We start from the raw sequence: 23,347 nt of genomic DNA on the forward strand, positions 1-23,347 counted from the left end.
CGAGGGGAACTCAGTCCTTGGGTTGATAGGTCTGATCTGGACCGGGAAAGCTGCGGGCGCGCACTTCGGCGGCATAGGTTTCGGCCGCCTTCGAGATCACGCTCGCGAGATCTTCGTAGCGTTTGACGAACCGCGGGACGCGCTCGAACATGCCGAGCATGTCCTCGGTCACCAGCACCTGCCCGTCGCACCGGGGCGAAGCACCGATGCCGATTGTGGGACAGGCGACCGCCGCCGTCGCCGCGATCGCGATCGGCTCGACCACGCCTTCAAGGACGATGGCGAAGGCGCCGGCCTCGTCGAGCGCCTTGGCATCGCCGATGATCTTCGCCGCTTCGGCGTCGCTTCGGCCGCGCGCGGCATAGCCGCCAAGCGAGTTCACCGCCTGCGGGGTCAGCCCCACATGGCCCATCACGGGGATGCCGCGGGCAGACAGGAAGGCGACCGTTTCCGCCATCGCCACCCCGCCTTCGAGCTTCACCGCGGCGGCGTTGCTTTCCTTCAGCAGCTTGCTGGCACTGGCAAAGGCCTGTTCCTTCGACTGTTCATAGGCCCCGAACGGCAGGTCGACCACGACCACGGCATGATAGCTTCCACGCACGACCGCGGCGGCGTGGGCGGCCATCATGTCGAGAGTGACCGGGATGGTGGAGGGGAGCCCGTAGATGACCTGTCCCAGCGAATCGCCAACCAGCAGCATGTCGCAATGCGCATCGAGCAGCTGGGCCTGACGCGCGGTATAAGCGGTCAGCATCACCAGCGGTTCGCCCTCCTGCCCGTCGGTCTTGCGAGCACGGATCTTGGGTACCGTCAGCCGTTTCATCGGCTGCGGGGTGGGGTTGGCGCGGCTGGTCGCGGTATCGAGCTGGAATGTCGTCGACATGGCGGGGCTTCTAGACGCGGGCGCAATGGGGGGAAAGAGCACAGTTTGCGCCTTGTAAACTGCTCGCTTTCGATTAGCGTCCCGACCCGTCCGCAGGCGCGCCGCACGAAGGGACGCGCCGAGAGGGAGGATTTTCGTCAATGTTTCTAGATCGGGTGAAGCCGCTGGACGCCATTCTGGCGACCGCGGAAAAGAAATCCCTGCACCGCTCGCTCGGTGCCCTGCAGCTGACGCTGTTCGGCATCGGCTGCATCATCGGCACCGGGATTTTCGTGCTGACCTCCGCCGGCGCCCAGAAGGCCGGGCCGGGGCTTATGCTGGCCTTCGTGATCGCAGGCGCGGTCTGCATCGTCGCGGCACTGTGCTATGCCGAAATCGCGGCGATGATCCCGGTGGCGGGGTCCGCCTATACCTACAGCTATGCCACGATGGGCGAGTTCCTGGCCTGGACCGTGGGTTGGGCGCTGGTCCTCGAATACGCGATCGCGGCTTCGGCCGTGTCGGTCGGCTGGTCGGGGTATTTCAGCGGGACGATCCTCAATGAGTTCCTGGGCGTGCAACTGCCGGCCTGGCTCAGTGCCGGGCCGCTGGCGCTGGGCGGTGCAGCGGGCGGGTTCATCAACCTGCCGGCTTTGATCATCGCTCTGCTGGTCACCTGGCTGCTGATGATCGGGACGACGGAAAGCGCCCGGGTCAACGCGGTGCTGGTGGCGATCAAGATTACCGCACTCACCGTGTTCATCGCGCTCACCCTGACGAGCGCCTATTTCGATCCTGACAAGTTCAACCCGTTCCTGCCTGCGGGCCTGTTCGGCGGCTTCGGTTCGGGTGTGGGCGCGGTCGGCGCGGCGGCGACCATCTTCTTCGCCTATGTCGGCTTCGATGCGGTCTCGACCGCGGCCGAGGAAACCCGCAACCCGCAACGCAACGTGCCGATCGGGCTGGTCGGCAGTCTGCTCATCTGCACGATCTTCTACATCCTCGTCGCCGCCGGTGCAGTCGGCACCATCGGTGGACAGCCGATCATGGGGCCCAATGGCATTCCGTTCCCGGCCGGCTCGGAAGAGCTCGCGCGCCAGTGTGCCCTGCCGCAATATGCGGGCCAGCTGGTCTGCTCCAACGAGGCGCTGGCCCACGTCCTGCGCGAGATCGGGTTCTCGGGCATCGGCAACATGCTCGGCATCGCGGCGTTCCTGGCCTTGCCTTCGGTGATCCTCATCCTGTTGTTCGGCCAGACGCGCATCTTCTTCGTGATGGCTCGCGACGGACTGCTGCCGGAGACGCTGTCGGCGGTGCATCCCAAGTGGAAGACGCCGTACAAGGTGACCTTGCTGACCGGGATCGTGGTCGCCGTGGCCGCGGCCTTCCTGCCGGTTGGCGCATTGGCCGATATCGCCAATGCCGGAACGCTTTATGCCTTCCTGATGGTGGCGGTGGCGGTGATGTTGCTGCGTCGGCGCGATCCGCAGCGCAAGCGGCCGTTCCGTGTGCCGGGCCTGATGATCGTCGGCCCGCTGACCATCGCCGGCTGTCTGTTCCTGTTCCTCAATCTCCCCCTGGAAGCAATGATCGTGCTGCCGGTCTGGACGCTGGTGGGGGCCGTGGTCTACTTTTCCTACAGCCGCCGCAACAGTCATCTCGGGCGCGGCGTGGTCGAGGTGGTCGACGATGTGGCGGGTCATGAAACCATGCTGCCGATCGACGATCGACGCTGAACCGGCGGCACTTCGCCGGCATCAAAAAAGGGCCGCTCCCGATTGGGGGCGGCCCTTTTCGTTGAGTGGTACGCCGGTTTAAAGCGGGGTGCTTTTCACGTGCTGCTCTTCGGCCTTGGGCTCGACATACATGCCAAGCGCCATCTTCGCGGTATTGAGCACGCCCAGTTCGCTGCTCCAGATCTCGGCATTGCCGAGATCGAGGCGCATGAAGAAGATGTCGGGATCGTCCTTCCCGCCGTCGTACCAGGCCTCGACGAAGTTGTTCCAGAACTGCTCGAAACGCTCGCGGCTGGTCTCTTCTGCCAGCGTGCCGTCGAAGCGGGCGAACATCTCATGCCCCTTGCCCGCGAAATTGACCGTCGCGCCGCCCAGCTTGGTGAAGTCGCTGTTGCGATGGCTGAAGAACCAGATGGCGCTGTTGGCGTCCTTGTCGAGCTGGGCGGTCATGACCACCGCAGTGTCGGGCCGGCCGTCGAGTTCGAGAAAGACATAGGGCGAATCCGCCAGGGCCTTCCAGAACTTTTCCTTGAGCTTGTCGGCGTTGCCTTCGGCATACTTCATGCTGATCGTCTCCTTGTATCCGGCCTATCAATGGCCGAACGACAGGTTCGGTCCCGCAGCTTGTGGGAAACGCGCCGGTCTGGGGAGAAGGGCGGATTGTCATTCCGCCAAAGTTGGAACATAAAGAGAACAGACGAGTCGTTCCAGCATGACCCAGCCCGATCTGTCCCCTCTTCCGGCCACCGTTTTCCATGATGTGGCGACGCTGTGCAAGCGGCATGGCGATCGCTGGCGTCCCGGGCTGGCGGCGACCGGCGAACGGGCCTTTCATTGCGAACTGTTCGCCCGCGGAGACGAGGGGGCCGGGGCCGGGGCGGCGCTGGCCCTGGCGCGCGACGATTGGCATAATACGCCCCGCACGGACACCGACGAGGCGCAGGATCGCCGTTCGGTACTGTGGGTGCAGACGCGCGATGCGGCGCGCTTGTCGGGTCGGCCCTACCGTGCCGGGCTGCCGGAGGATCTGCGCCACCGGGTCATTCATGTTCTGGCCGACAGGGCGGAAGATGCGCTGTTCGCGCTGGAGGAGGGGTTGCGCTGCCGTGAACTCGCCTTCGTGATGGGCGAGATCGCAGGCAATCCCAAGGCGCTCGATTTCACCGCCTCGCGCCGGTTGACCCTGGTGTCGCAGCGCCACGGCGTGCCGCTGTTCCTGGTGCGGCTCGATGCGGAGCGCGACCTTTCCTCTGCCCGCATGCGGTGGGAGGTGGCCAGCTTCCCCTCTGCCGCACCGCGCTGGAACGCGCAGGCACCGGGCGATCCGGTATGGCAGGCAGAGCTGTTCCGGGCGCGCAGTCACATGCCCGGCAACTGGTTGCTGGAGGAAGGGGCGGGCGGCAGGCTTGCGCTACGGACATCGGCGAAACGGGACAGGGATAGCGAAACCCCGGCAATGCAGCGGTCTTCGCCCCTCACCGCATGACCGGCGGGTGCGGGCGGCGGATCCTTTCGCTGTGGCTTCCCGATCTTGCGCTGGATCGCTGGCGGCTGGCGGCGGATGCAACGCAGGCGGCGCTGGACCACGGGCCGCTGGTGCTGATCGCCGATACCGCGCATGGGCCCCGGATCGAGGCGATCAACCGTCACGCCGGCGCCGCCGGGGCGCAGCGCGGCATGATGCTGGCCGATGCCCGCACGCTGTGCCCGGCGATCGCCACCGCCCCGGCCGATCCCGCCGCCGATCTCGCCTTTCTCGAGAAGCTGGCCTTGTGGGCCAGGCGCTGGGGGCCATGGTCCGCACTCGACGCGCCCGACGGGCTGCTGATCGACGTGACCGCGGTGCCCCACCTCTATGGCGGGGAACGCGCGCTGCTCGCCGATGTGAACCGTGCCTTCGCCGGCCGCCGGCTAACCGTGCGTGCCGCCATCGCGCCAACCGCGGGGGCGGCGTGGGCGCTGTCGCATTACGGCCCGCCGGATGCGATCGTCGACGGGGCCGGTCCGGATTTCGACCCGGAGCAAGGCATTGCCCGGGCCCTGTCCGGACTTCCCGTGGCGGCGCTCCGGCTCGACCGCGATGTCCTCACCGTGTTGCGCCGTCTGGGCCTGAAGCGGCTGGGCGAGCTTGGCACGATCGGCCGCGACGCGATCCAGCGCCGGTTCCGCAACCGCAAGTCCCCGGCGGCCAATCCGCTGATCCGGATGGACCAGCTGCTCGGCCGTGTGCCCGAGCCGCTGCTGCCGGTGGTACAGCAGGACATGCCGCTGGTTCAGCGGCGGTTGCTGGAGCCGATCCGCCACCGCCCGCTGCTCGACCGGGTGCTGGCCGATCTAGCCGCGGACATGGCGCGCGAGCTGGAAGGGCGGGGCGAGGGGGCCCGGCGGCTGGAACTGGGGCTATGGCGCGTTGATGGCGAAGTGGCGGTGCGCCGGCTCGAGCTTGCCGCCGCCACCCGCGAGGCGGCGCATATCTGCCGTCTGTTTGCGATGAAGCTCGACGATGTCGATGCCGGCTTCGGGATCGAAATGGTACGGCTACGGGCCAGCTGGGCCGAACCGCTCGAACTGGCGCAGGGCGATATCGAAGCCTCGGCCGAGGCGCAGGGCACCAGCCTTGCCGCCTGCATCGACCGGCTGACCGTGCGGCTGGGCGAGAAGGCGGTCAGCCGCCCGGTGCCCTTCGCCAGCCACATCCCCGAACGCGCCCAGCGCTGGCAGCGCCCGCTCGACCCCGAACCGGCGAGCCAGGAACAACTCGCCTTTCACAAGCGGCCGCTGAAGCTGCTCGACACGGCAGAGCGGATCGCCGTGCTTTATGCCACGCCCGATGGTTATCCCAAGCGCTTCCGCTGGCGCGGCAAGGTGCACGAGGTCGCGCGGGTCGAGGGACCGGAGCGGATCGCGCCCGAATGGTGGCGTGAACGCGGTTCGGCCCGGCTGCGCGATTATTACCGGATCGAGGACGAGGCGGGCCGCCGCTACTGGATCTATCGCCTTGGCATCGTGGGTGACGGGCGCGGCGACCTGCCCGACTGGTATCTGCAGGGGCTCTATGCCTAGCCGCGTGGATCAGCGCTGATCATTCGACGATCGCGAGATGGCCCCGCCCGCGTTTCTGGCCGAGCGGGATCTGGCCGAACCGGGCGACCGGCCCCAGCGGCACATGCGCCGGGCCGGCGGCGGCGATCGTCTGCTCGACGATGCCGTGCGGGATCGGCCGTTCGAAAACGATACCGCAGCTGTCGTCCTTCGCCCACACCACCTTGCCGAAGAAGGCATGGTCATGCCAGACGAGGAGGCCCGACATGTCCTTGGCGGGCGGATCGGGCGTATCGAACCGGGCGCCGGCCTCCGACAGGTCGGAAAGACGGCCTTCGCGTTCCCCGCCGAGCAATTTGAGCCGCGCGGCACAGTCCACCGTGCGGCGTTTCGCCAGCCGTCGTTCGGATTGCTGCGCGACTGCCGTTCTGCGACCGAATAACGCCATCTGCCGACCCCCTGCTGGACCGAGGAATGTGTGGGCCGCTGGTTAAACCCGTTTCAACAAACAGGGTAAACGGCGCGGTAATCATCGGGCGTTCCAGTTGCTCCTGACCGGTCGTGCGCGAATGATCGGAACGGGAGAAGGATGCGCATCGTTCCGCTAATGTCTGCCCGGTCGCCCAAGGACCACCCTTCTTCGCGATTACCCCTAGGCGAATCCCACAGCGGAACATATATGGAACACATGACGTCGCCGTCCACGCTCGAGAAGCTTGAAATCCTTGCCGATGCGGCAAAGTACGATGCCTCGTGCGCATCATCCGGAACGGCGAAGAAGAACTCGCTCGGCGGCAAGGGCATCGGTTCCACCGAAGGCATGGGTATCTGCCATGCCTATGCGCCGGACGGGCGCTGCATCTCGCTGCTCAAGATACTGCTCACCAACCACTGCGTGTTCGACTGTCATTACTGCGTCAATCGCAAGAGCTCGAACGTGCGCCGGGCGCGCTTTACCCCGCAGGAGGTGGTCGATCTGACGCTGGCGTTCTATCGTCGCAACTATATCGAGGGGCTGTTCCTGTCATCGGGCATCGTCAAGAGCTCGAACCACACGATGGAACAGATTGTGGAGGTTGCCCGCATCCTTCGCGAAAAGCATGATTTTCGCGGGTACATCCACCTGAAGACCATTCCCGAAGCCGATCCCGGACTGGTGCATCAGGCGGGGCTCTATGCCGATCGGGTCTCGATCAATGTCGAACTGCCGACCGATGCCGGTCTCACCCGCCTCGCGCCCGACAAGAACGCTCGCCAGATCGAAGGTGCGATGAGCAAGGTGAAGGACGATCTGGTCGAAGCGAAGGATGCTCGGAAGCGCTTTCGCCATGCGCCGCGTTTCGCTCCGGCCGGCCAGTCGACCCAGATGATCGTCGGCGCCGATGCGGCAAGCGATGCCGATATCATGGGCAAGGCCAGCCGCCTGTATGACAATTTCGGCCTCCGCCGCGTGTATTACAGCGCCTTTTCACCCATTCCGGATGCCAGCGCGGTGCTGCCGCTGAAGCGCCCGCCGCTGATCCGCGAGCACCGGCTGTACCAGTCGGACTGGCTGATGCGCTTTTACGGCTACGAACCGGCAGAGGTGATGCAGGCGACCGAGGCGGACGGGAACCTGCCGCTCGATATCGATCCCAAGCTCGCCTGGGCCCTGAAGTTCCGCGAACGCTTTCCGGTCGACGTCAACCGCGCCTCGAAGGAGGATCTGCTGCGGGTTCCGGGGCTGGGGGTGAAGGCAGTCGGCAAGATCCTTGCCAGCCGGCGCCACCGCACCCTGCGGCTCGACGATGTGGCCCGGCTGACGCTGTCGGTCACCAAGGTGCGGCCGTTCATCGTCACGGCCGACTGGCGGCCCGTCCTGCTGACCGACAAGGCGGACTTGCGCAGCCTGCTTGCGCCCAGGACCGAACAGCTCGAACTGTTCGCGGCATGAGGCCGGCATGGCCTTTTCGTCCGGCGAACGCATGAAGGAGGCGCGTTCCCTCCAGAACGTCAGGCTCGGCACCTACTATGTCGTGCAGATGCCCGAACCTGACGATTTCGAGTTCTGGCGCGAACGGGCGCGGGCGCTGGTGCAGTGCGATGTTCCGCCCGATCGGATCGCCTGGGTCGAGCCGGGCGGCAATGGCGACCTGTTTTCGCATGGCGAGCGCCGCGCGCCCGTGCCGCCGGCGGATGCCCGCCCGGTCCGCGCCAACCGCCGGTTCGTGAACCTTGCGCGCAACGCGATCCTCCATTCCGAGCCTGAACGCTTCGCGCTGCTCTATCGCCTGCTCTGGCGCCTGCAGGGCACTCCGCGGATCATGGAGGACAAGGCCGATCCCGATGTGCGGCGGCTGGAGGAGCTCGACAAGGCGGTCCGGCGCGACAGTCACAAGATGCACGCCTTCGTCCGCTTCCGCCTGGTCGAACCGCAAGAGGGCGAAGAGCCGGGCGAGGAACATTACGTCGCCTGGTTCGAACCCGATCATCACATCCTGCGCGCCAATGCCGGCTTCTTCATGCGCCGTTTCGCCAACATGCGCTGGTCGATCCTGACCCCCCAGGGCTCGCTCCACTGGGATACCGAGACCATGCGCGAAGGCCCGCCGGCCCAGCGCGGCGATGCCCCCGGCGGCGATCCGATGGAAGAGCTGTGGCGCAGCTATTACGCCTCGATCTTCAATCCCGCGCGGCTCAAGATCGGCGCGATGCTCAAGGAGATGCCGCGCAAGTACTGGAAGAACATGCCCGAGGCCGCGCTCATTCCCGAGCTGGTGGCGGGGGCGCAAAGGAGGGAAAGCGCGATGGTCGAGGCAGGCTCGCTCGAGTTCGAGGAACGACCCGAAACGCTCCCCGCGATCGACAAGGCGATCCACGCCTGCCGCAAATGCCCCATCGGCCTGCTCGACAACACCGCCGTCATGGGCGAGGGGCCCGACAATGCCGCACTGATGATCGTGGGCGAACAGCCGGGCGATCAGGAGGATCTGTCGGGACGGCCCTTCGTCGGCCCGGCGGGGCAGCTGCTCGACGTGCATCTCGAACGCGCCGGGATCGACCGGCGGGCCGCCTATGTCACCAATGCGGTCAAGCATTTCAAATACGTCCAGCGGGGCAAGCGGCGGCTGCACCAGTCGCCCGGCGCAAAGGAGATCGACACCTGCCGCTGGTGGGTGGAAAGCGAGCGCGCGATCGTCCAGCCCAAGCTGGTGCTGGCAATGGGCGCCAGTGCCGCGCGGGGCATGCTGGGCAAGACGGTCAGCATTTCCAGGGTCCGCGGCGCGCCGATTGCGCTCGACGATGGCAGCGAGCTGTGGGTGACGGCGCACCCCTCCTACCTGCTGCGGCTCGAAGGCCCGGCGCGCGAGGAACAGGCGCGGCTGTTCGATGCCGATCTGGCGGCGGTGAAGGAACGGCTGGCGGAGCTGGCCGAAGCGCCATGAGCGGCCGATGCCCGAAAACGACCATCAGATACCCAAGCGGCGGATCGAGCTCGATCCCGACCTGATCGACGCGCCGCCGCGCGCACCCTTCGTCGAACTGGGGCTGGTCTCGTGCTTCAGCTTCCTGCGCGGCGCATCCGATGCGGTCGATCTGGTGCTGCGCGCCCGTGCGCTGGGCTACGATGCGCTGGGCATCGCCGACGCCAACACCATGGCGGGCGTGGTGCGGGTGCATACGGAGGCGAGGACGCTCAAGATCAAGCCCTGCATCGGCTGCCGGATCGAGACCGTCGAGGGGCTTGCGTTCCTCGCCTATCCCCGGAACCGCAAGGCCTATGGACGCCTGTGCCGCCTGATCTCGGCCGGGCGGATGCGCGATCTCGATGGCGAATGGCAGGAGAAGGGCGTCTGCGACATCAGCCTCGCCATGCTTGCCCGCCATGCCGAGGGGGTGCAGCTGATCCTGCTGCCGCCGCCCGATCTCGAAGAGGCGTTCACGATAGCGACGCAGAGCAATGTCGTTGCTCTCAATGGTGAGCCGGAAATCGAGCCGGTGGACGTCGAAGGCACTCTCGACGAACTGCTGCCTCATCTCGCCGCTCAACTACCGAGCCTGAAGTACATCGCCGCCGCCTATCTCTATGGCGATAGCGACATTGCCCGGATCGAGCGGCTCGATGCGCTGGCAAAGGCGAACGGCCTCTCCATCCTCGCGACCAACGACGTGCATTATGCAACGCCGGACAAGCGCCCCTTGCAGGACGTCATGACCGCGATCCGCCACAAGACCACGGTGGCGCAGGCCGGCCACCTCCTGCACGGCAATGCCGAGCGTTATCTCAAGCCGCCGGAAACCATGGTGCGCCTGTTCGAACGCTGGCCCCACGCCATCGCCGCCACGCGCGAGGTGGCTGATGCCTGCACCTTCAGCCTCGATCAGCTGCGCTACGAATACCCCGAGGAGCTCTATCCCGGCGGGATGGAACCGCAGGACTATCTCGAAAGCGAAACCTGGAAGGGGGCCGAGTGGCGCTTTCCCGCCGGTGTGCCGAACAGCGTGACCGAGACGCTGCACAAGGAACTGGCGCTGATCGGCAAGCTCGATCTGGCGCGCTATTTCCTCACCATCAAGGACATCGTCGATTTCGCGCGCAACAAGGTCGATCCGCCGATCCTGTGCCAGGGGCGCGGCAGCGCGGCGAACTCGGCGGTCTGCTATTGTCTCGGCATCACCAGCGTCGATCCTTCGCAGCACCAGCTCCTGTTCGACCGCTTTATTTCGGAGGACCGCAAGGAGCCGCCCGACATCGACGTCGATTTCGAGCACGAGCGGCGCGAGGAGGTGATCCAGTACCTCTATCGCAAATACGGCCGCCACCGCGCCGGGCTGTGCGCCACCGTGATCCATTACCGCCCGCGCATGGCGATCCGCGAGGTCGGCAAGGCGATGGGGCTGACCGAGGACGTCACCGCCGCCCTTGCCAAGACGGTGTGGGGCGGCTGGGGGCACGAGATCAGCGAGGCCCATGCCGCGGAAACCGGCATGAACGTTAGCGATCCGCACCTGCGCCGCGTGCTCAAGCTGACCGAGCAGATGATCGGAATGCCGCGCCATCTCAGCCAGCATGTCGGCGGGTTCATCCTCACCGAAGGTGCGCTGAGCGAAACGGTGCCGATCGGCAATGGCGCTATGCCCGAACGCAGCTTCATCGAATGGGACAAGGACGATATCGAGGCGCTGGGCATCCTCAAGGTCGACGTGCTGGCGCTGGGGATGCTGACCTGCATCCGCAAATGCCTCGATCTGCTGGACGATCATCACGGCCGCACGCTGACGCTGGCGACTGTCCCGCGCGAGGATCCCGAAACCTACGCCATGCTGCGGACCGGGGATTCGCTGGGCGTGTTCCAGGTGGAAAGCCGGGCGCAGATGAACATGCTCCCCCGGCTGCGTCCGCGCGAGTTCTACGATCTCGTCATCCAGGTGGCGATCGTGCGCCCCGGCCCGATCCAGGGCGATATGGTCCACCCCTATCTCAAGCGCAGGCGCGGGGCGGAACAGGTGGTCATCCCCGCGCCAAGCCCGCAGCACGGCCCGCCGGACGAGCTTTCGAGCATTCTGGAACGGACGCTGGGTGTCCCGATCTTTCAGGAGCAGGCGATGAAGATCGCCCTCGATGCGGCGAAGTTTTCGAGCAAGGAGGCCAACCGGTTGCGCAAGGCGATGGCCACTTTCCGCAGCCGCGGCATGGTCGACGAATTGCAGGACATGATGGTCGAGCGAATGGTGGAGCGCGGCTATGACCGCGACTTCAGCCAGCGTTGTTTCAACCAGATCCGCGGTTTCGGCGAATATGGCTTCCCCGAAAGCCACGCCGCCAGCTTCGCCCATCTGGTCTATGTCTCGAGCTGGCTCAAATGCCATTTCCCGGCAGCGTTCGGCTGCGCGCTGCTGAATTCGCAGCCGATGGGGTTCTACGCCCCGGCGCAGATCGTGCGCGATGCAGCGGAGCACGGGGTGCAGATCCTGCCGCCCGACGTGAACCTGTCGCAGTGGGATTGCACGCTGGTCCGGATGGGTGAGGGCGGGGCGGAGGCAGGGCCGGATAGTGGCCGGCTCGACAAGCACATCGCGCTGCGTCTGGGGCTGCGCCAGATCGACGGGCTGGCCGAAGCAGTCGCCGCGCAGCTCCTTGCCGAGCGCGAGGCGAACGGTCCCTACGCCGATGTCCGCGCGCTGCGCGACCGGGCACGGATCGGGCCGGCCCATGTCGAACGGCTGGCAAGCGCCGATGCCTTCGGTTCGATTGGCCTGTCGCGCCGCCAGGCCCTGTGGGATGCGCGCAGCCTGATCGGCGGGGCGGACCTGCCGCTGTTCGCCGCCGCCGCGGCCCGGGACGAGGGGGCCGAGAAAGCCCGCACCCTGTTGCCCGCGATGCCCCTGTCGGAAGAGGTGGTGGCCGATTACCAGACCACTCGCCTCAGCCTCAAGGCGCACCCGCTGGCGTTCCTGCGCGCGAGCCTCGCCGAACGCGGCTTCGTGCGCGCCTGCGATCTGCGCGCGCGCAAGTTTCGCAGCATGGTGCATGTCGCCGGCGTAGTGCTGATCCGCCAGCGGCCGGGCAGCGCCAAGGGGGTGTGCTTCATCACGCTGGAGGACGAGACCGGCGTCATCAATCTGGTCGTCTGGCCGGACCTCAAGGAGAAGCAGCGCCGCGTGGTGATGGGCGCGCGGCTGATGGAGGTGCGCGGCCGCGTGGAATATGATGACGAGGTGATCCACGTGATCGCCCATCACATGACCGATGCGACGCCCGAGCTGCACAAGCTGTCTGACGAAATGCTCAACGCCCCTTTCGCCCGCGCCGATCACGTCAACAGCCCACTGCCCTCGAAGTTCAATCCGCGCGACAATCTGCGCGAAGGGGCGGACGACCCCTATCGCCCGGTCGAACCGTGGCAGGAGCCGCCGCCGAACAACCGCGAATGCGGCTGGCATCAGGGGCACCCGCGCGATGTGAGGATCATCCCCAAGTCGCGCGACTTTCACTAGCATGGCACGAAAGATCGACCCCTGGCATATCTCCCGCCGCATCGGCCGTTTCACGGGCGATCGACGGGTGATCGCCCTGCTGCTGTTCGCCGCCCTGTTCGTGGCCGGCCGCGCCTGGCTGGCCGAGCATCCCCAGCACGACCCGTGGGCGCCCCTCGATCTCGACGATCCGCCGGGCTGGGCGACACCGCGCAAACTGCAGGCCATGCGCAGCGATCCGGGCCAGTGCCGCGAGGTCCTTGGGCGGAGCGATATTGCCTTCACCTCGCTCGAACCGGCGGGCGAAGGCGCCTGCGCCCGGCCCGACCGCCTGCGCCTCGGCGATTACCCGCTCAGCCCGCCGCCTCCGCCGATGACCTGCGCGGTGGCGGCGGGCCTTGAACTGTGGCAGCGCAATACGCTCGAGCCACTGGCGCAGGACCTCTTCGGCAGCACCATCGCCCGGGTCGAGCATCTAGGGGTGTATTCCTGTCGGCGGCTCTATGGCCGCAGCGATGGCCCCTACAGCGAACACGCTACCGGGAATGCGATCGACATCGCCGGTTTCGTCCTCGAGGACGGCACCCGCATCAGCGTGCTGGGCGACTGGGCAGGCGATGGCGACAAGGCGCGCTTCCTCCGCGCCGCCCGCGATGGCGCGTGCAGCGCCTTCGCCACCACCCTCTCACCCGACTACAACGCCGCCCATGCCGATCACTTTCATCTCGACATGGACGCCCGCTGGTCGGCCGTGTGCCGCTAGCGGGGCGAGGCGCAGTCCCTGACAATAGTGCGCGAGTGATCATCGGACTGCTCCAGCAATTCGCACGGCGATTGCGTCAGCTCGAGGCCGAGATCCCCGCTGCGCAGGTGGATCGTCCGCTCGCCTGACCATTCGACGGACGGATCGCCGTGAAGGATGCGCAAGGCATCCCATGCGGTTGGCATGTCACCGAATTCGTTGGGACTTGAAAGGTCGCGGCAGTCCGCGGGGCGGGTTGCGGGAAGGTGGGTGCCGCCCGTCTTGGTAAGCCGTGCGTCCTCGCCAAGGCGATAGCTCACCGCGTATTGCGGGCAGCGGGTGTAGGCGATGGTATCGGGGCCAATGGCAATGCGCCCCGGTACTTCACCCAGTCCAATCCCGCGATAGCCGCCGCCGTCGTAAGCATGGATCATGGTCATCCGCCATTCTCCGACCAGCTCTTTGGCCGGGACGGCATAGGCGAGCCGGCGGCGATCGGGCCGTTCGAGAAGCAATTCGGTGCTACCGGCGGTGAAGCGAAGGCGGCCGTCGGGCAACCACTCCGCGACTGGCGCGCGATCGAAGAACCCGAACAGGGCAGCATCGCGCGCTTCGCGTTCGGGGCCGCAGCCCATCAGCGTCATCGTGCGAACGCCCGGTTCTGAGCGGAACACACCGCCTTCGAGACGGCCTTCGGCACCCGAATGATTGCACTCGATCCGCAAGGCGACTCCCTCAGGGCCGAAATCAGCAAAGGCCTGCCGAACGCCGCCGCCGATCCGCCGGGGCTCATGTCCGTCGAAGCGGACGATATCCCATTCGCCTGCAATCTCGTCGGCATCCTCGACCGGCCCGGGCACCCGCCCCTGCGGCGTGGCGGTGGCCTCGGGCGGCGGTTTCTCTCCCGCGGCCTCGCTCAGCGTCTCGCGCACCGTGGGTACGCAGGACAGCAGGGTGGCGGTCGAAATGCACGCCATGAGAGCTGCGAAGGGTCGTTCCAGCATGGGGCCATTATCCACCCGTCAGGCTGGCGGCGCAATGAACCGGATCAGGCGGGCTCGATCGAATAACCGGCGCTGCGCACGGTGCGAATGGGATCGGCGGCGCCGTCGATCTCGATGGCCTTTCGCAGGCGGCGGATGTGGACGTCGACCGTGCGCAGTTCGATATCGCTTTCGGTGCCCCACACGCCGTCGAGCAACTGGTTGCGGCTGAAGACCCGTCCTGGATTCTCCATGAAGAACTTGAGCATGCGGTATTCGGTCGGGCCGAGGCGAACGGTCTCGCCCCGCCGGACGACGCGGTGGGCCACCGGATCGAGCGACAGGTCGCCCACGGCGATGGTCTCTCCCGCAAGGGCCGGACGGATGCGGCGCATGACGGCGGCCACCCGGGCGAGCAGTTCGCGGGGCGAGAACGGCTTGGTGAGATAATCGTCCGCCCCGGTATCGAGACCGCGGACACGGTCGTCTTCGGTTTCGCGGGCGGTCAGCATGATGATAGGGACATGCGCCGTGGCCTTTTCGCGGCGCAGGCGGCGGCAGACCTCGATGCCGCTGGTCCCCTCGATCATCCAGTCGAGAATGACGAGATCGGGCGTGTCCTCGCGTGCGAGAAGCAGGGCTTCGTCACCATCCGGCGTGGTGCGGACCGCATAGCCTTCGTTGACGAAGCGGTATTCGAGCAGTTCCGACAATGCCGGATCGTCTTCGACCAACAGGAGCTTCGCCGGTTTCACGCCTTTGCCTTTCGCACATCCATTGACGACCTGCGTGGCTCGTATGTCGGCAAGGCTACACTATTGTGTCAGCTGTCGTCATCGGCCGGATACGTTCCGGTGGCGGCGAAATGAACCATCTCGGCCACATTGGTCGCATGATCCCCGATCCGTTCCAGATTGCGGGCGACGAACAGCAGCTGTGCGGCACTCGAAATGGTCGCAGGATTTTCCACCATGTGACTGACAAGATTGCGGAAAATCGAGTTGTAGAAGGCATCGACCTTATTATCGGTGGCGATCACCTCAAGCGCCAGAGCCGGGTCGCGCGCGGCATAGGCGGTAAGCACGTCGTGGACCATCTCGCTGGCAACTTCGGCCATCGCGGGAAGGAGGGTCAGGGGTTCGAATTTCTTGCGGTTCTCGCCGATCTCGCGGCTCGCCTTGGCGATGTTCTTGGAATAGTCGCCGATCCGTTCGACGACCCCGGCGATCTTCAGCGCGGCGATGACTTCGCGCAGATCGTCGGCCATGGGCGCACGCAGGGCGATGATACGGATCGCCAGCCGGTCGATCTCGCTTTCCAGCGCGTCGATCTTCTTGTCGTTCTGGACGACTGTCTTCGCCAGCGCATCGTCGCCCCGGACCAGCGCGTCCAGCGCCTCCTGAATGGCGACCTCGGCCAAGCCCCCCATCTCCGCGATCAGGCCGCGCAGACGGGTGATGTCCTCGTCGAATGCCTTTACCGTATGTTCCTGCATCAGCCGTAGCGTCCCGTGATGTAATCCTGCGTCTTCTGCTCTTTCGGATTGGTAAAGATATCCGATGTCCGGCCGTATTCCACCATCCGCCCAAGGTGGAAGAACGCCGTGCGCTGACTGACCCGGGCAGCCTGCTGCATCGAGTGCGTCACGATGACGATAGCGTAGCGACCTTTCAGTTCGCTGATCAGTTCCTCGATCTTGGCCGTCGCGATGGGGTCGAGCGCGGAACACGGCTCGTCCATCAGGATGACTTCCGGATCGACGGCGATGGCGCGCGCGATGCAGAGCCGCTGCTGCTGGCCGCCGGAAAGCGCGGTGCCGCTGTCCTGTAGGCGATCCTTGACCTCGTTCCACAGGCCCGCGCGGTTCAGCGATTTCTCGACGATCGCGTCGAGTTCGTCCTTGCCGTCGGCGAGGCCATGGATCTTCGGCCCGTAGGCGATATTCTCATAGATCGTCTTGGGAAACGGATTGGGCTTCTGGAACACCATGCCCACCCGCGCGCGCAATTGCACCACGTCCATCCGCGACCGGTAGATATCCTCGCCATCGAGGGTGATCTGCCCCTCGACCCGGGCTGAAGGGATGGTGTCGTTCATCCGGTTGAGAGTGCGCAGAAAGGTCGACTTGCCGCAGCCGGAGGGGCCGATGAAGGCCGTGACATAGCGCGTGGGAATATCGATCGACACGTCGTCGATCGCCTTCTTCGCACCGTAAAAGACGGAGACGTCGCGCGCGCTCATCTTGGCGTCGGTCGTCTCGAGGTTCTGATGGACTAGGGTCACCACTTCTTCTCGAACTTGTTGCGCAGATAGATGGCAAGGCCATTCATCAGCAGGAGGAAGATCAGGAGTACGATGATCGCCGCACTGGTGCGTTCGACGAACCCGCGGTCGATCTCGTCCGACCACAGGAAGATCTGCACCGGCAGGACGGTGGCCGGCGAGGTAAAGCCTTCGGGCGGGGTCGAGACGAAGGCCCGCATCCCGATCATCAGCAACGGCGCGGTTTCGCCCAGCGCGCGGGCCATGCCGATGATGGTGCCGGTAAGGATGCCGGGCAGGGCGAGCGGCAGCACGTGATGGAAGACCACCTGCACCCGGCTTGCACCCACGGCCAGCGCGCCATCACGGATGCTTGGCGGCACCGCCTTGATTGCGTTGCGGCCCGAGATGACGATTACCGGCATCGTCATCAGCGCCAGGGTCATGCCGCCGATGATCGGTGCCGAACGCAGGTTCGGAAACAGTCCGAGGAACACTGCTAGCCCGAGCAGGCCGAAGATGATCGAAGGCACCGCCGCCAGATTGTTGATCGAGACCTCGATGAGGTCGGTCCAGCGGTTTTTCGGTGCGTATTCTTCGAGGTAAAGCGCGGCGAGAACGCCGATCGGGAACGCCAGTGCAAGGGTGACGATCATCGTCAGGATCGAACCCTTGAGCGCGGCCCAGATCCCGACTTGCTGCGGATTGGTGGCATCAGAGCGTTCGAGAAAACCGGCATCGAAATTGCGCGACAGGCTGCCATCCGCCGTCAGCTGCCTGACCAAAGCCTCGGCCTCGGGCGAGCCTTCCCCGTCGAGTGCTGCGGCAAGGTCGGCCGAGGCGGGCAGATCGAAGGTTTGCTGTCCGCCGAGGATCGCGGGATCGGCATAGATCGCGGCGGCGACATCGCGCCAGGCATGCGTGCCGAGCTGCGCTGCACCTTGCGCGCCCAATGCCTGTTCGGCGAAGAACTCGACCGTGCCGGGCAGGCCCTGCGCCTCGAGCGAGCGGACCGCCTCGGCTTCGGACGAGATCGAGGGGTCGACCGTCAGCCCCGCTTCGGCAAAGTCGATCGGCACGCGCAGTTCGGCCCGCTGGAAGCCGCCAATCCCGTTGGCGATCATGGTGCCGAGGAGGAAGACCAGCACCGCGATCGAAAAGACGATCGCCGCCAGACCGATCAGACGGAAGCGCCGTTCGGCTGCATAGCGCCGGGCAAGCCGCTTCTCGAACCGGTCGGTGCGGGTGGGTGCGCCGGTGGCGGCGTCCGGGGCGAGGGCGTCATTCATAGGCTTCGCGGAACCTCTTGACCACGCGCAGGGCAATGAAATTGAGCGCCAGCGTCACCAGGAACAGCACCAGGCCGAGGGCAAAGGCGCTGAGCGTGGCTGGATGATCGAAACTGCCTTCGCCGGTCAGCATGGCGACGATCTGAACCGTCACGGTCGTCATCGCCTCGAGCGGATTGACGGTGAGATTGGCGGCGGTGGACGCGGCCATCACCACGATCATGGTTTCGCCGATCGCACGGCTGACGGCCAGCATGACGCCGGCAACGATACCGGGCAGGGCGGCGGGGATCAGCACCCGGGTGATGGTCTCGTTGGTGGTCGCCCCCATCGCCAGGCTGCCGTCGCGCATCGCCTGCGGTACCGCGGCGATCGAATCGTCGGCCATCGAGGAAACGAAGGGGATGATCATCACGCCCATCACCAGCCCGGCGGCAAGCGCGCTCTCGCTCGAGGGATTGGCGACGCCGAGGGCCGCGGCGGCATCGCGGATGGCGGGCGCGATCGTCAGCGCGGCGAAATAGCCATAGACCACCGTCGGCACCCCGGCGAGGATTTCCAGCGCCGGCTTGACCCACGCGCGCAGCCGCGGATGGGCATATTGCGTGAGGTAGATCGCGCTCATCAGGCCCAGGGGAATGGCGACGATCATGGCGATGATGGCGCCGATGAACAGCGTGCCCCAGAACAGTGGAATGGCGCCGTACCTGTCGGACTGGGGGTTGTCCGGATTGGCCATCGGGTCGGGCGCCCAGTGGGTGCCGAAGAGGAAATCGAGCGGGTTGACCATGCCGAAGAAGCGGATGGTCTCGAAAATCAGGCTGGCGAAGATGCCGATCGTGGTGAGGATCGCGACCAGCGAGGCGAGCAGCAGGATCGTCATCACGATCCGTTCCACCCGCGTCCGGGCGGCAAAATCCGGTTTGAGCTTCAGAAATGCCCACGCGCCCCCGACGAACCCGATCAGCAGTGTCAGGACGATGCCGATGAGGGAATAGCGCGACATGGCCTCTCGATAGGGCGCGACAAGGCCCTCTGCCGCAGGGTTGAAGACCCCCGGCGCCGCCCCGGTCGCCACCGCATTTGCCTGGTTGAGGATATTCGTCCGCTCGAACCCGAAGGCGGGCAGGTCGGCCGCCGCGGGGCTGGCGAGAACGGATTGCGTGACCAGATTGGGCGCAATCGCCGACCACAGAACCGCAAACAGCACCGCCGGTATCGCGATCGACAGGGCGACGAACCACGCATGGTAATTGGGCAGGCTGGCCAGCCTGCGCCCCGGACTTTCGCGCCGGAAGGCCCAGGCGCGGGCGCGCGCCGCCAGCCATCCGGCAAGGCCAAGCCCGAAAGCCAGCAGAAGCAGGATGGTCAGCGACACGCGTTTTGCCCCCGACCGGTTATTTCAGCTGCGCGCCGTCGAGCGTGGTGAACTCGGTCGCCGCCCGCTGACTGGTCGCCATCACGTCATCGGGCGATGCCACGAGGCCAAGCTCGGCAAGCGGCCCGTCCTTGCCCCACATCTTCGGCCATTCGCCAAGGAACTCCTTCAGACCCGGGATCGCATTGATGTGCGACTTCTTGACATAGACGAACAGCGGCCGGGCCCCCGGATAATCGAAACTGGCGATGTTTTCATAGGTCGGCTGAACGCCGTTCATCGGCAAGCCCTTCAGCCGATTGAGATTTTCCTCGAGATAGGAATAGCCGAAGACACCGATGGAATTGGGATTGCTCTCGATCTTCTGCACGATCAGATTGTCCTGCTCGCCCTGGTCGACATAGGCGCCGTCCGAACGCACTTCGGTGCAGACCTGGGTGAACCGGTCCTTGTCGGTTTCCTTGAGAGCTTCCATCTCGGCATTGGCCTCGCACCCCTTCTCAAGTACCAGTTCCTTCAACGCATCGCGCGTTCCCGAAGTTGAGGGCGGCCCATAGACGAGGATCGGCATCGCGGGAAGCGACGGGTCGACATCCTTCCACGTCTTGGCCGTCTGCGGCTGGCCATAGGGCCGGGCGGCAATCGCCTTGTAGACGATCTCGGGCGTCAGATTGAGCGAGATGCCGTCCTTCGCGGCGGCAAAGGCGATTCCGTCGAGGCCGACCTGGATTTCCACGATATCGTTGACGCCGTTTTGCCGGCATGTCGCAAGCTCGCTTGCCTTCATGCGGCGCGAGGCATTGGCGATGTCGGGGGTATTGGGCCCTTCACCTTCGCAGAACGCGGCGATCCCCGCGCCAGAGCCGATCGCCTCGATCACGGGCGACTTGAATTCGGGATAATCGCGGCTGAAGGTTTCAGAGACCGCCTTGGCGAACGGATAGACCGTCGACGAGCCGACCGCACGGACGAAGTCACGCGATCCGCCCGCGCCCCCGCCGCCCTCTGCGCCACAAGCGGCGAGCGTCAGGGCGGATGCAGCCAGCATGGCGGTAGTGATCAGCGAATGTTTCATGATTGTGTCCCTTCCAGTGTCACCGGGCCCGGTATGACGGGAATGTTACGGGTTGAAGGCAGCGGCAAGGATCAGAAATCGATCTGCGCGCGCAGGGCGACACTGTCGACACCGTAATCGGTTTCGCCATTGTCCGCCGCAAGGACCGCATCGGAATAGTCCAGGTGCCCGTAGTTGAGCATCAGCCGCGTGTAATCGGTCGGCGTCCAGATCAGCGACAGGTAATAGCCGTCCTGCTTGCCGCCGGTAATGTCCGCATCGTCGAGATCAAGCCGATCGTAGCGGGCGACGATCTGGACCGCGCCCATTCCACCATCGCCGACCGGAGACTGCGGCCTGATCCGGTCGAACTGTCCCTTCCGGTAACCGCGGGTATCGCCCTTGGTCAGGAACAGGCCGGCCTCGGCATAGCCGCCGAAGAACGCCGCGTCGGGCAGGGTGCCCGTTCGCTCGGCCCGTTGCCAGAAGGCTTCGCCCGCGACATGGAACGGGCCGGCGATATAGGCCGCCTCGGCTCCGAACCCCAGTTCGCGGGTGGTATCGATAGCGCCGGTATCGACAAAGCGGGTGGAGGTGAAATGCACCAGCGGACGCTGGCGATAGCGTACCGAAGCATCAGCCTCGAGGTCGGTAAGATGGATCGAACCGCCAAGGTGAAGCTGGCCCTCGCCCAGCTTGGGCATGTATACCGCCCGTCCATCGACGCTGTAATTCCGCGACGGCAGGTCGCCGGCATTGTCGCTGAAAATGCCGCCCTGCAGTATCAGCGCGCCAGCCTCGTACTGCGCGCTCAGGCCGAGGCGGCGCTGGAAGCCGAACGCATCGGTAAAGGCCGCGCGCTCGATGAAGGAGGTGAAGAGACTGCTGGTGAGCTCTTCAAGCGACTGGAAGTTGTTGTGCTGGCCGGCCGTGATGGTCAGCCCGTCATCGGCGTAGGTGATGATGGCATCCACCAGCTCGATCTCGTTGCCGGCGGCATCGACTTCGAATTTGTAACCGAAGCCACCGGGCATCGTGCCCTGCACGCCGAGCCGGGCGCGGCGCAGTTCGCTGCCGAAGCCGTCGTCCCCGGTGCCATCGGGCGCTGAAACGAATCCCGCATCGGCCTGGAGGCGGCCCCGCGGCTTGAAGGTCCAGCCGCCCTCCGCCTCGATCTCGGGGGCGCCCTTGAACGTGATCGTCGGGCTTTCATCACCGGATGCGTCAGGTGCGGCTGCCGCGGGCACGGCTGCCGCAGCCGCGCCGGCGTCACCCTGTTGTGCGCGTTCTGCCGCAAGTTCTTCCTCGAGCGCCGCGACCTTTGCCGCCAATGCGGCAAGTTCTGCCCGCATCTGCGCCAGATCGTCGGCGGGGGCAGGGTTACCGACCGACTGAGCGGCGGCGGGCATGGCCGTCATGGCTGTCGAACCAAGAGCGGCGGCAAGAATGACTGCGCGATAGGTCATGTTCGGTTCCGGGCCTCGGGCGGGGGCGATGGCCGAGTATGACGGTTATGTTGCATTTCCATGACAACCGACACGGCAATGTCACGATATGCTACGACGCCTGCGCTCAGCCAGCCGGGGGCGTCTCTTCCAGCGCCGTGAGCGGTAGGCGGACCTCGAAAATCGACCCTTCGCCGCGCGTGCTGGCGATATCGAGCCGGCCTTGATGCCGCTCGACGATGTGCTTGACGATGGCGAGGCCGAGACCGGTTCCCCCCGACGCCCGGCTGCGGCCCGGATCGGTGCGATAGAACCGCCGGGTCAGGTGAGGCAGATGCTCTGCGGCTATCCCGTCCCCGCGGTCCTGCACGCGCAGAACGGCCTTCGCACCGTTCGTGCAGTCAAGAGCCACGGTTACCGGCTCGTCCTCGCCACCATATTTGAACGCATTGTCGACCAGATTGCGGACCAGCTGCTCGAGCTGCTGGCTGTCACCCCTGACATGGCAGGGGCCGCCGGTCTGCAATTGGAGGCGGGCGGCACGTTCGGCTCCGGCGCCGTCGCGCGCAGCCCGTTCGACCAGTGCCGTAAGGTCGACGAGCTCGTCCGGCAGATCGTGCTTCTCCGCCTCGATCCGCGACAGCGACATGAGATCGCTGACCAGATCCTGCAATCGCCGGGCTTCGCGCTGGATCGTCCCCAGAAACCGTTCCGCGGTCGCCGGGTCGAGCTGCTCCACATCGTCGCGCAACGTCTCGACATAGCCGAGGATCGCGGCGAGCGGAGTGCGCAGTTCGTGGCTGGCATTGGCGACGAAGTCGGTATGGGCGCGCGAGATGTCGGCTTCGGCGGTGCGGTTGACGAATTCGATAACCGCCAGCCCGTCGCCCAGCTGCTTGCGGGCGACCCGCCAGATATCACGGCGCCGCGCCAGCCCGCGGACGATCGCGGTTCCGTCGGCCTCGTTCTCGAGCAGGCGGACCGCTTCCGGCTGGCGCAGGGCCATGCGCACGTCCTGCCCGACGATATGGCTGCCGAGGAGGTCGCGCGCCTCGCGGTTGGCGATGGCGATGCGTTTCTTTTCGGTGACGATGATCGGCGTCTGCGATTGTTCGATCAGTTCGCCCATCATGTCGCGCGAGAGCGACCGCCGCGGGGCAGGCCCGGGGGTCTCGGGCGGGCGGGCCGCGGCGAGCCACAGCGTGCCGCCCCACACCAGCGCCAGCGCCGCCACCAGTGCCCAGCCGACGCCTTGGACCAGCAGCACCAGGCAGGTGACAAGGGCAATAGCCAGGGCAAATCGAGGGATAGCACCGCTTTTCACCGCGTGCGCATAGCGGCGGGCAGGCGGCAAAGCCAAGCCGGGTTTTCGCGAAGGGCGCGGTTGCCGGCGATCCTGCTGGTGACCCCTACGGGAATCGAACCCGTGTTTCAGCCGTGAGAGGGCCGCGTCCTGACCGCTAGACGAAGGGGCCGCACCATTCAGGTGATCGCACCGCCACCGTGGTGACCCCTACGGGAATCGAACCCGTGTTTCAGCCGTGAAAGGGCCGCGTCCTAACCGCTAGACGAAGGGGCCATGCCCGATGCCGGGCCG

General features: G+C 65.8%; 19 protein-coding genes and 2 tRNA genes. 7 read left to right on the forward strand and 14 right to left on the reverse strand.

Annotated features, from left to right (window positions below):
- Positions 1 to 10 precede the first annotated feature (10 nt).
- Positions 11 to 883 (reverse strand): 3-methyl-2-oxobutanoate hydroxymethyltransferase, encoded by an 873-nt coding sequence (gene panB / locus ACHFFA_RS00505; protein WP_394268878.1) that lies wholly within the window; start codon positions 881 to 883, stop codon positions 11 to 13.
- A gap of 140 nt (positions 884 to 1,023) precedes the next feature.
- Between panB and ACHFFA_RS00510 the strand changes: the two genes are divergently transcribed.
- On the forward strand, positions 1,024 to 2,598 hold the full coding sequence (locus tag ACHFFA_RS00510) for an amino acid permease (protein ID WP_394268879.1): 1,575 nt from the start codon (positions 1,024 to 1,026) through the stop codon (positions 2,596 to 2,598).
- A gap of 78 nt (positions 2,599 to 2,676) precedes the next feature.
- Here ACHFFA_RS00510 and ACHFFA_RS00515 read toward each other — a convergent pair whose 3' ends face one another.
- Complete coding sequence (locus ACHFFA_RS00515; protein WP_394268880.1) at positions 2,677 to 3,162, reverse strand: pyridoxamine 5'-phosphate oxidase family protein; 486 nt, start codon at positions 3,160 to 3,162, stop codon at positions 2,677 to 2,679.
- Positions 3,163 to 3,310: 148 nt separating this feature from the next.
- Here ACHFFA_RS00515 and ACHFFA_RS00520 point away from each other — a divergent pair, with 148 nt between their 5' ends.
- Both ACHFFA_RS00520 and ACHFFA_RS00525 read left to right on the forward strand, forming a co-directional pair.
- On the forward strand, positions 3,311 to 4,084 hold the full coding sequence (locus ACHFFA_RS00520) for a hypothetical protein (RefSeq protein ID WP_394268881.1): 774 nt from the start codon (positions 3,311 to 3,313) through the stop codon (positions 4,082 to 4,084).
- The gene (locus tag ACHFFA_RS00525; protein ID WP_394268882.1) at positions 4,081 to 5,661 is read left to right on the forward strand and encodes a DUF6504 family protein; all 1,581 of its coding nucleotides are present in this window, start codon (positions 4,081 to 4,083) and stop codon (positions 5,659 to 5,661) included. The genes ACHFFA_RS00520 and ACHFFA_RS00525 overlap by 4 nt, the downstream gene beginning before the upstream one ends.
- Positions 5,662 to 5,680: 19 nt before the next feature.
- Here the strand turns inward: ACHFFA_RS00525 and ACHFFA_RS00530 are convergent, their stop codons facing one another.
- Positions 5,681 to 6,088 carry a PilZ domain-containing protein gene (locus ACHFFA_RS00530; protein WP_394268883.1) on the reverse strand — a complete coding sequence of 136 codons (408 nt, stop codon included), beginning with the start codon at positions 6,086 to 6,088 and terminating at the stop codon, positions 5,681 to 5,683.
- A gap of 240 nt (positions 6,089 to 6,328) precedes the next feature.
- Here ACHFFA_RS00530 and ACHFFA_RS00535 point away from each other — a divergent pair, with 240 nt between their 5' ends.
- Genes ACHFFA_RS00535 through ACHFFA_RS00550 form a run of 4 tightly spaced genes read left to right on the forward strand, consistent with a single transcriptional unit; the run spans position 6,329 to position 13,360 of the window.
- Positions 6,329 to 7,573, forward strand: a complete 1,245-nt coding sequence (locus ACHFFA_RS00535; RefSeq protein WP_394268961.1) for a putative DNA modification/repair radical SAM protein — start codon at positions 6,329 to 6,331, stop codon at positions 7,571 to 7,573.
- A gap of 7 nt (positions 7,574 to 7,580) precedes the next feature.
- On the forward strand, positions 7,581 to 9,065 hold the full coding sequence (locus ACHFFA_RS00540; RefSeq protein ID WP_394268884.1) for a UdgX family uracil-DNA binding protein: 1,485 nt from the start codon (positions 7,581 to 7,583) through the stop codon (positions 9,063 to 9,065).
- 7 nt (positions 9,066 to 9,072) lie between these two features.
- Positions 9,073 to 12,618, forward strand: coding sequence for an error-prone DNA polymerase (locus ACHFFA_RS00545; protein WP_394268885.1), 3,546 nt, complete (start codon positions 9,073 to 9,075; stop codon positions 12,616 to 12,618).
- A gap of 1 nt (position 12,619) precedes the next feature.
- Positions 12,620 to 13,360: an extensin family protein gene (locus ACHFFA_RS00550; protein WP_394268886.1), complete on the forward strand. Its 741-nt coding sequence runs from the start codon at positions 12,620 to 12,622 to the stop codon at positions 13,358 to 13,360.
- Here the strand turns inward: ACHFFA_RS00550 and ACHFFA_RS00555 are convergent.
- The 11 genes from ACHFFA_RS00555 to ACHFFA_RS00605 all read right to left on the reverse strand — a co-directional run bounded on the left by ACHFFA_RS00555 (position 13,357) and on the right by ACHFFA_RS00605 (position 23,329).
- Positions 13,357 to 14,343, reverse strand: coding sequence for a hypothetical protein (locus tag ACHFFA_RS00555; protein ID WP_394268887.1), 987 nt, complete (start codon positions 14,341 to 14,343; stop codon positions 13,357 to 13,359). The two genes, ACHFFA_RS00550 and ACHFFA_RS00555, sit on opposite strands and share 4 nt — an antisense overlap.
- 44 nt (positions 14,344 to 14,387) lie before the next feature.
- Positions 14,388 to 15,077: a phosphate regulon transcriptional regulator PhoB gene (gene phoB, locus ACHFFA_RS00560; RefSeq protein ID WP_394268888.1), complete on the reverse strand. Its 690-nt coding sequence runs from the start codon at positions 15,075 to 15,077 to the stop codon at positions 14,388 to 14,390.
- A gap of 68 nt (positions 15,078 to 15,145) precedes the next feature.
- Complete coding sequence (gene phoU, locus ACHFFA_RS00565) at positions 15,146 to 15,817, reverse strand: phosphate signaling complex protein PhoU (protein WP_394268889.1); 672 nt, start codon at positions 15,815 to 15,817, stop codon at positions 15,146 to 15,148.
- Positions 15,817 to 16,563, reverse strand: coding sequence for a phosphate ABC transporter ATP-binding protein PstB (gene pstB / locus ACHFFA_RS00570; RefSeq protein ID WP_394268962.1), 747 nt, complete (start codon positions 16,561 to 16,563; stop codon positions 15,817 to 15,819). The genes phoU and pstB overlap by 1 nt, the downstream gene beginning before the upstream one ends.
- 38 nt (positions 16,564 to 16,601) lie before the next feature.
- Positions 16,602 to 17,873 carry a phosphate ABC transporter permease PstA gene (gene pstA, locus ACHFFA_RS00575; RefSeq protein ID WP_394268890.1) on the reverse strand — a complete coding sequence of 424 codons (1,272 nt, stop codon included), beginning with the start codon at positions 17,871 to 17,873 and terminating at the stop codon, positions 16,602 to 16,604.
- A complete protein-coding gene (gene pstC, locus ACHFFA_RS00580; RefSeq protein WP_394268891.1) occupies positions 17,866 to 19,251 on the reverse strand; it encodes a phosphate ABC transporter permease subunit PstC in 1,386 nt (461 codons plus the stop codon). The genes pstA and pstC overlap by 8 nt, the downstream gene beginning before the upstream one ends.
- Before the next feature lie 19 nt (positions 19,252 to 19,270).
- Positions 19,271 to 20,326, reverse strand: a complete 1,056-nt coding sequence (locus ACHFFA_RS00585) for a substrate-binding domain-containing protein (protein ID WP_394268892.1) — start codon at positions 20,324 to 20,326, stop codon at positions 19,271 to 19,273.
- Positions 20,327 to 20,397: 71 nt separating this feature from the next.
- Positions 20,398 to 21,771 (reverse strand): OprO/OprP family phosphate-selective porin, encoded by a 1,374-nt coding sequence (locus ACHFFA_RS00590; RefSeq protein ID WP_394268893.1) that lies wholly within the window; start codon positions 21,769 to 21,771, stop codon positions 20,398 to 20,400.
- 106 nt (positions 21,772 to 21,877) lie between these two features.
- The gene (locus tag ACHFFA_RS00595; protein ID WP_394268894.1) at positions 21,878 to 23,074 is read right to left on the reverse strand and encodes a sensor histidine kinase; all 1,197 of its coding nucleotides are present in this window, start codon (positions 23,072 to 23,074) and stop codon (positions 21,878 to 21,880) included.
- Positions 23,075 to 23,150: 76 nt separating this feature from the next.
- Positions 23,151 to 23,225, reverse strand: a tRNA-Glu gene (locus ACHFFA_RS00600).
- Positions 23,226 to 23,254: 29 nt separating this feature from the next.
- Positions 23,255 to 23,329: transfer RNA gene (locus tag ACHFFA_RS00605), tRNA-Glu, on the reverse strand.
- Positions 23,330 to 23,347 lie beyond the last annotated feature (18 nt).

The organism is Qipengyuania sp. (assembly GCF_043423005.1).
Taxonomy (GTDB): Bacteria; Pseudomonadota; Alphaproteobacteria; order Sphingomonadales; family Sphingomonadaceae; genus Qipengyuania.

Bases quoted from the DNA above. Each gene is read 5' to 3' on its own strand.
- panB (WP_394268878.1), bottom strand. From the start codon at position 883: ATGTCGACGACATTCCAGCTCGATACCGCGACCAGCCGCGCCAACCCC.
- ACHFFA_RS00510 (WP_394268879.1), top strand. From the start codon at position 1,024: ATGTTTCTAGATCGGGTGAAGCCGCTGGACGCCATTCTGGCGACCGCG.
- ACHFFA_RS00515 (WP_394268880.1), bottom strand. From the start codon at position 3,162: ATGAAGTATGCCGAAGGCAACGCCGACAAGCTCAAGGAAAAGTTCTGG.
- ACHFFA_RS00520 (WP_394268881.1), top strand. From the start codon at position 3,311: ATGACCCAGCCCGATCTGTCCCCTCTTCCGGCCACCGTTTTCCATGAT.
- ACHFFA_RS00525 (WP_394268882.1), top strand. From the start codon at position 4,081: ATGACCGGCGGGTGCGGGCGGCGGATCCTTTCGCTGTGGCTTCCCGAT.
- ACHFFA_RS00530 (WP_394268883.1), bottom strand. From the start codon at position 6,088: ATGGCGTTATTCGGTCGCAGAACGGCAGTCGCGCAGCAATCCGAACGA.
- ACHFFA_RS00535 (WP_394268961.1), top strand. From the start codon at position 6,329: ATGACGTCGCCGTCCACGCTCGAGAAGCTTGAAATCCTTGCCGATGCG.
- ACHFFA_RS00540 (WP_394268884.1), top strand. From the start codon at position 7,581: ATGGCCTTTTCGTCCGGCGAACGCATGAAGGAGGCGCGTTCCCTCCAG.
- ACHFFA_RS00545 (WP_394268885.1), top strand. From the start codon at position 9,073: ATGCCCGAAAACGACCATCAGATACCCAAGCGGCGGATCGAGCTCGAT.
- ACHFFA_RS00550 (WP_394268886.1), top strand. From the start codon at position 12,620: ATGGCACGAAAGATCGACCCCTGGCATATCTCCCGCCGCATCGGCCGT.
- ACHFFA_RS00555 (WP_394268887.1), bottom strand. From the start codon at position 14,343: ATGCTGGAACGACCCTTCGCAGCTCTCATGGCGTGCATTTCGACCGCC.
- phoU (WP_394268889.1), bottom strand. From the start codon at position 15,817: ATGCAGGAACATACGGTAAAGGCATTCGACGAGGACATCACCCGTCTG.
- pstB (WP_394268962.1), bottom strand. From the start codon at position 16,563: ATGAGCGCGCGCGACGTCTCCGTCTTTTACGGTGCGAAGAAGGCGATC.
- pstA (WP_394268890.1), bottom strand. From the start codon at position 17,873: ATGAATGACGCCCTCGCCCCGGACGCCGCCACCGGCGCACCCACCCGC.
- ACHFFA_RS00585 (WP_394268892.1), bottom strand. From the start codon at position 20,326: ATGAAACATTCGCTGATCACTACCGCCATGCTGGCTGCATCCGCCCTG.
- ACHFFA_RS00590 (WP_394268893.1), bottom strand. From the start codon at position 21,771: ATGACCTATCGCGCAGTCATTCTTGCCGCCGCTCTTGGTTCGACAGCC.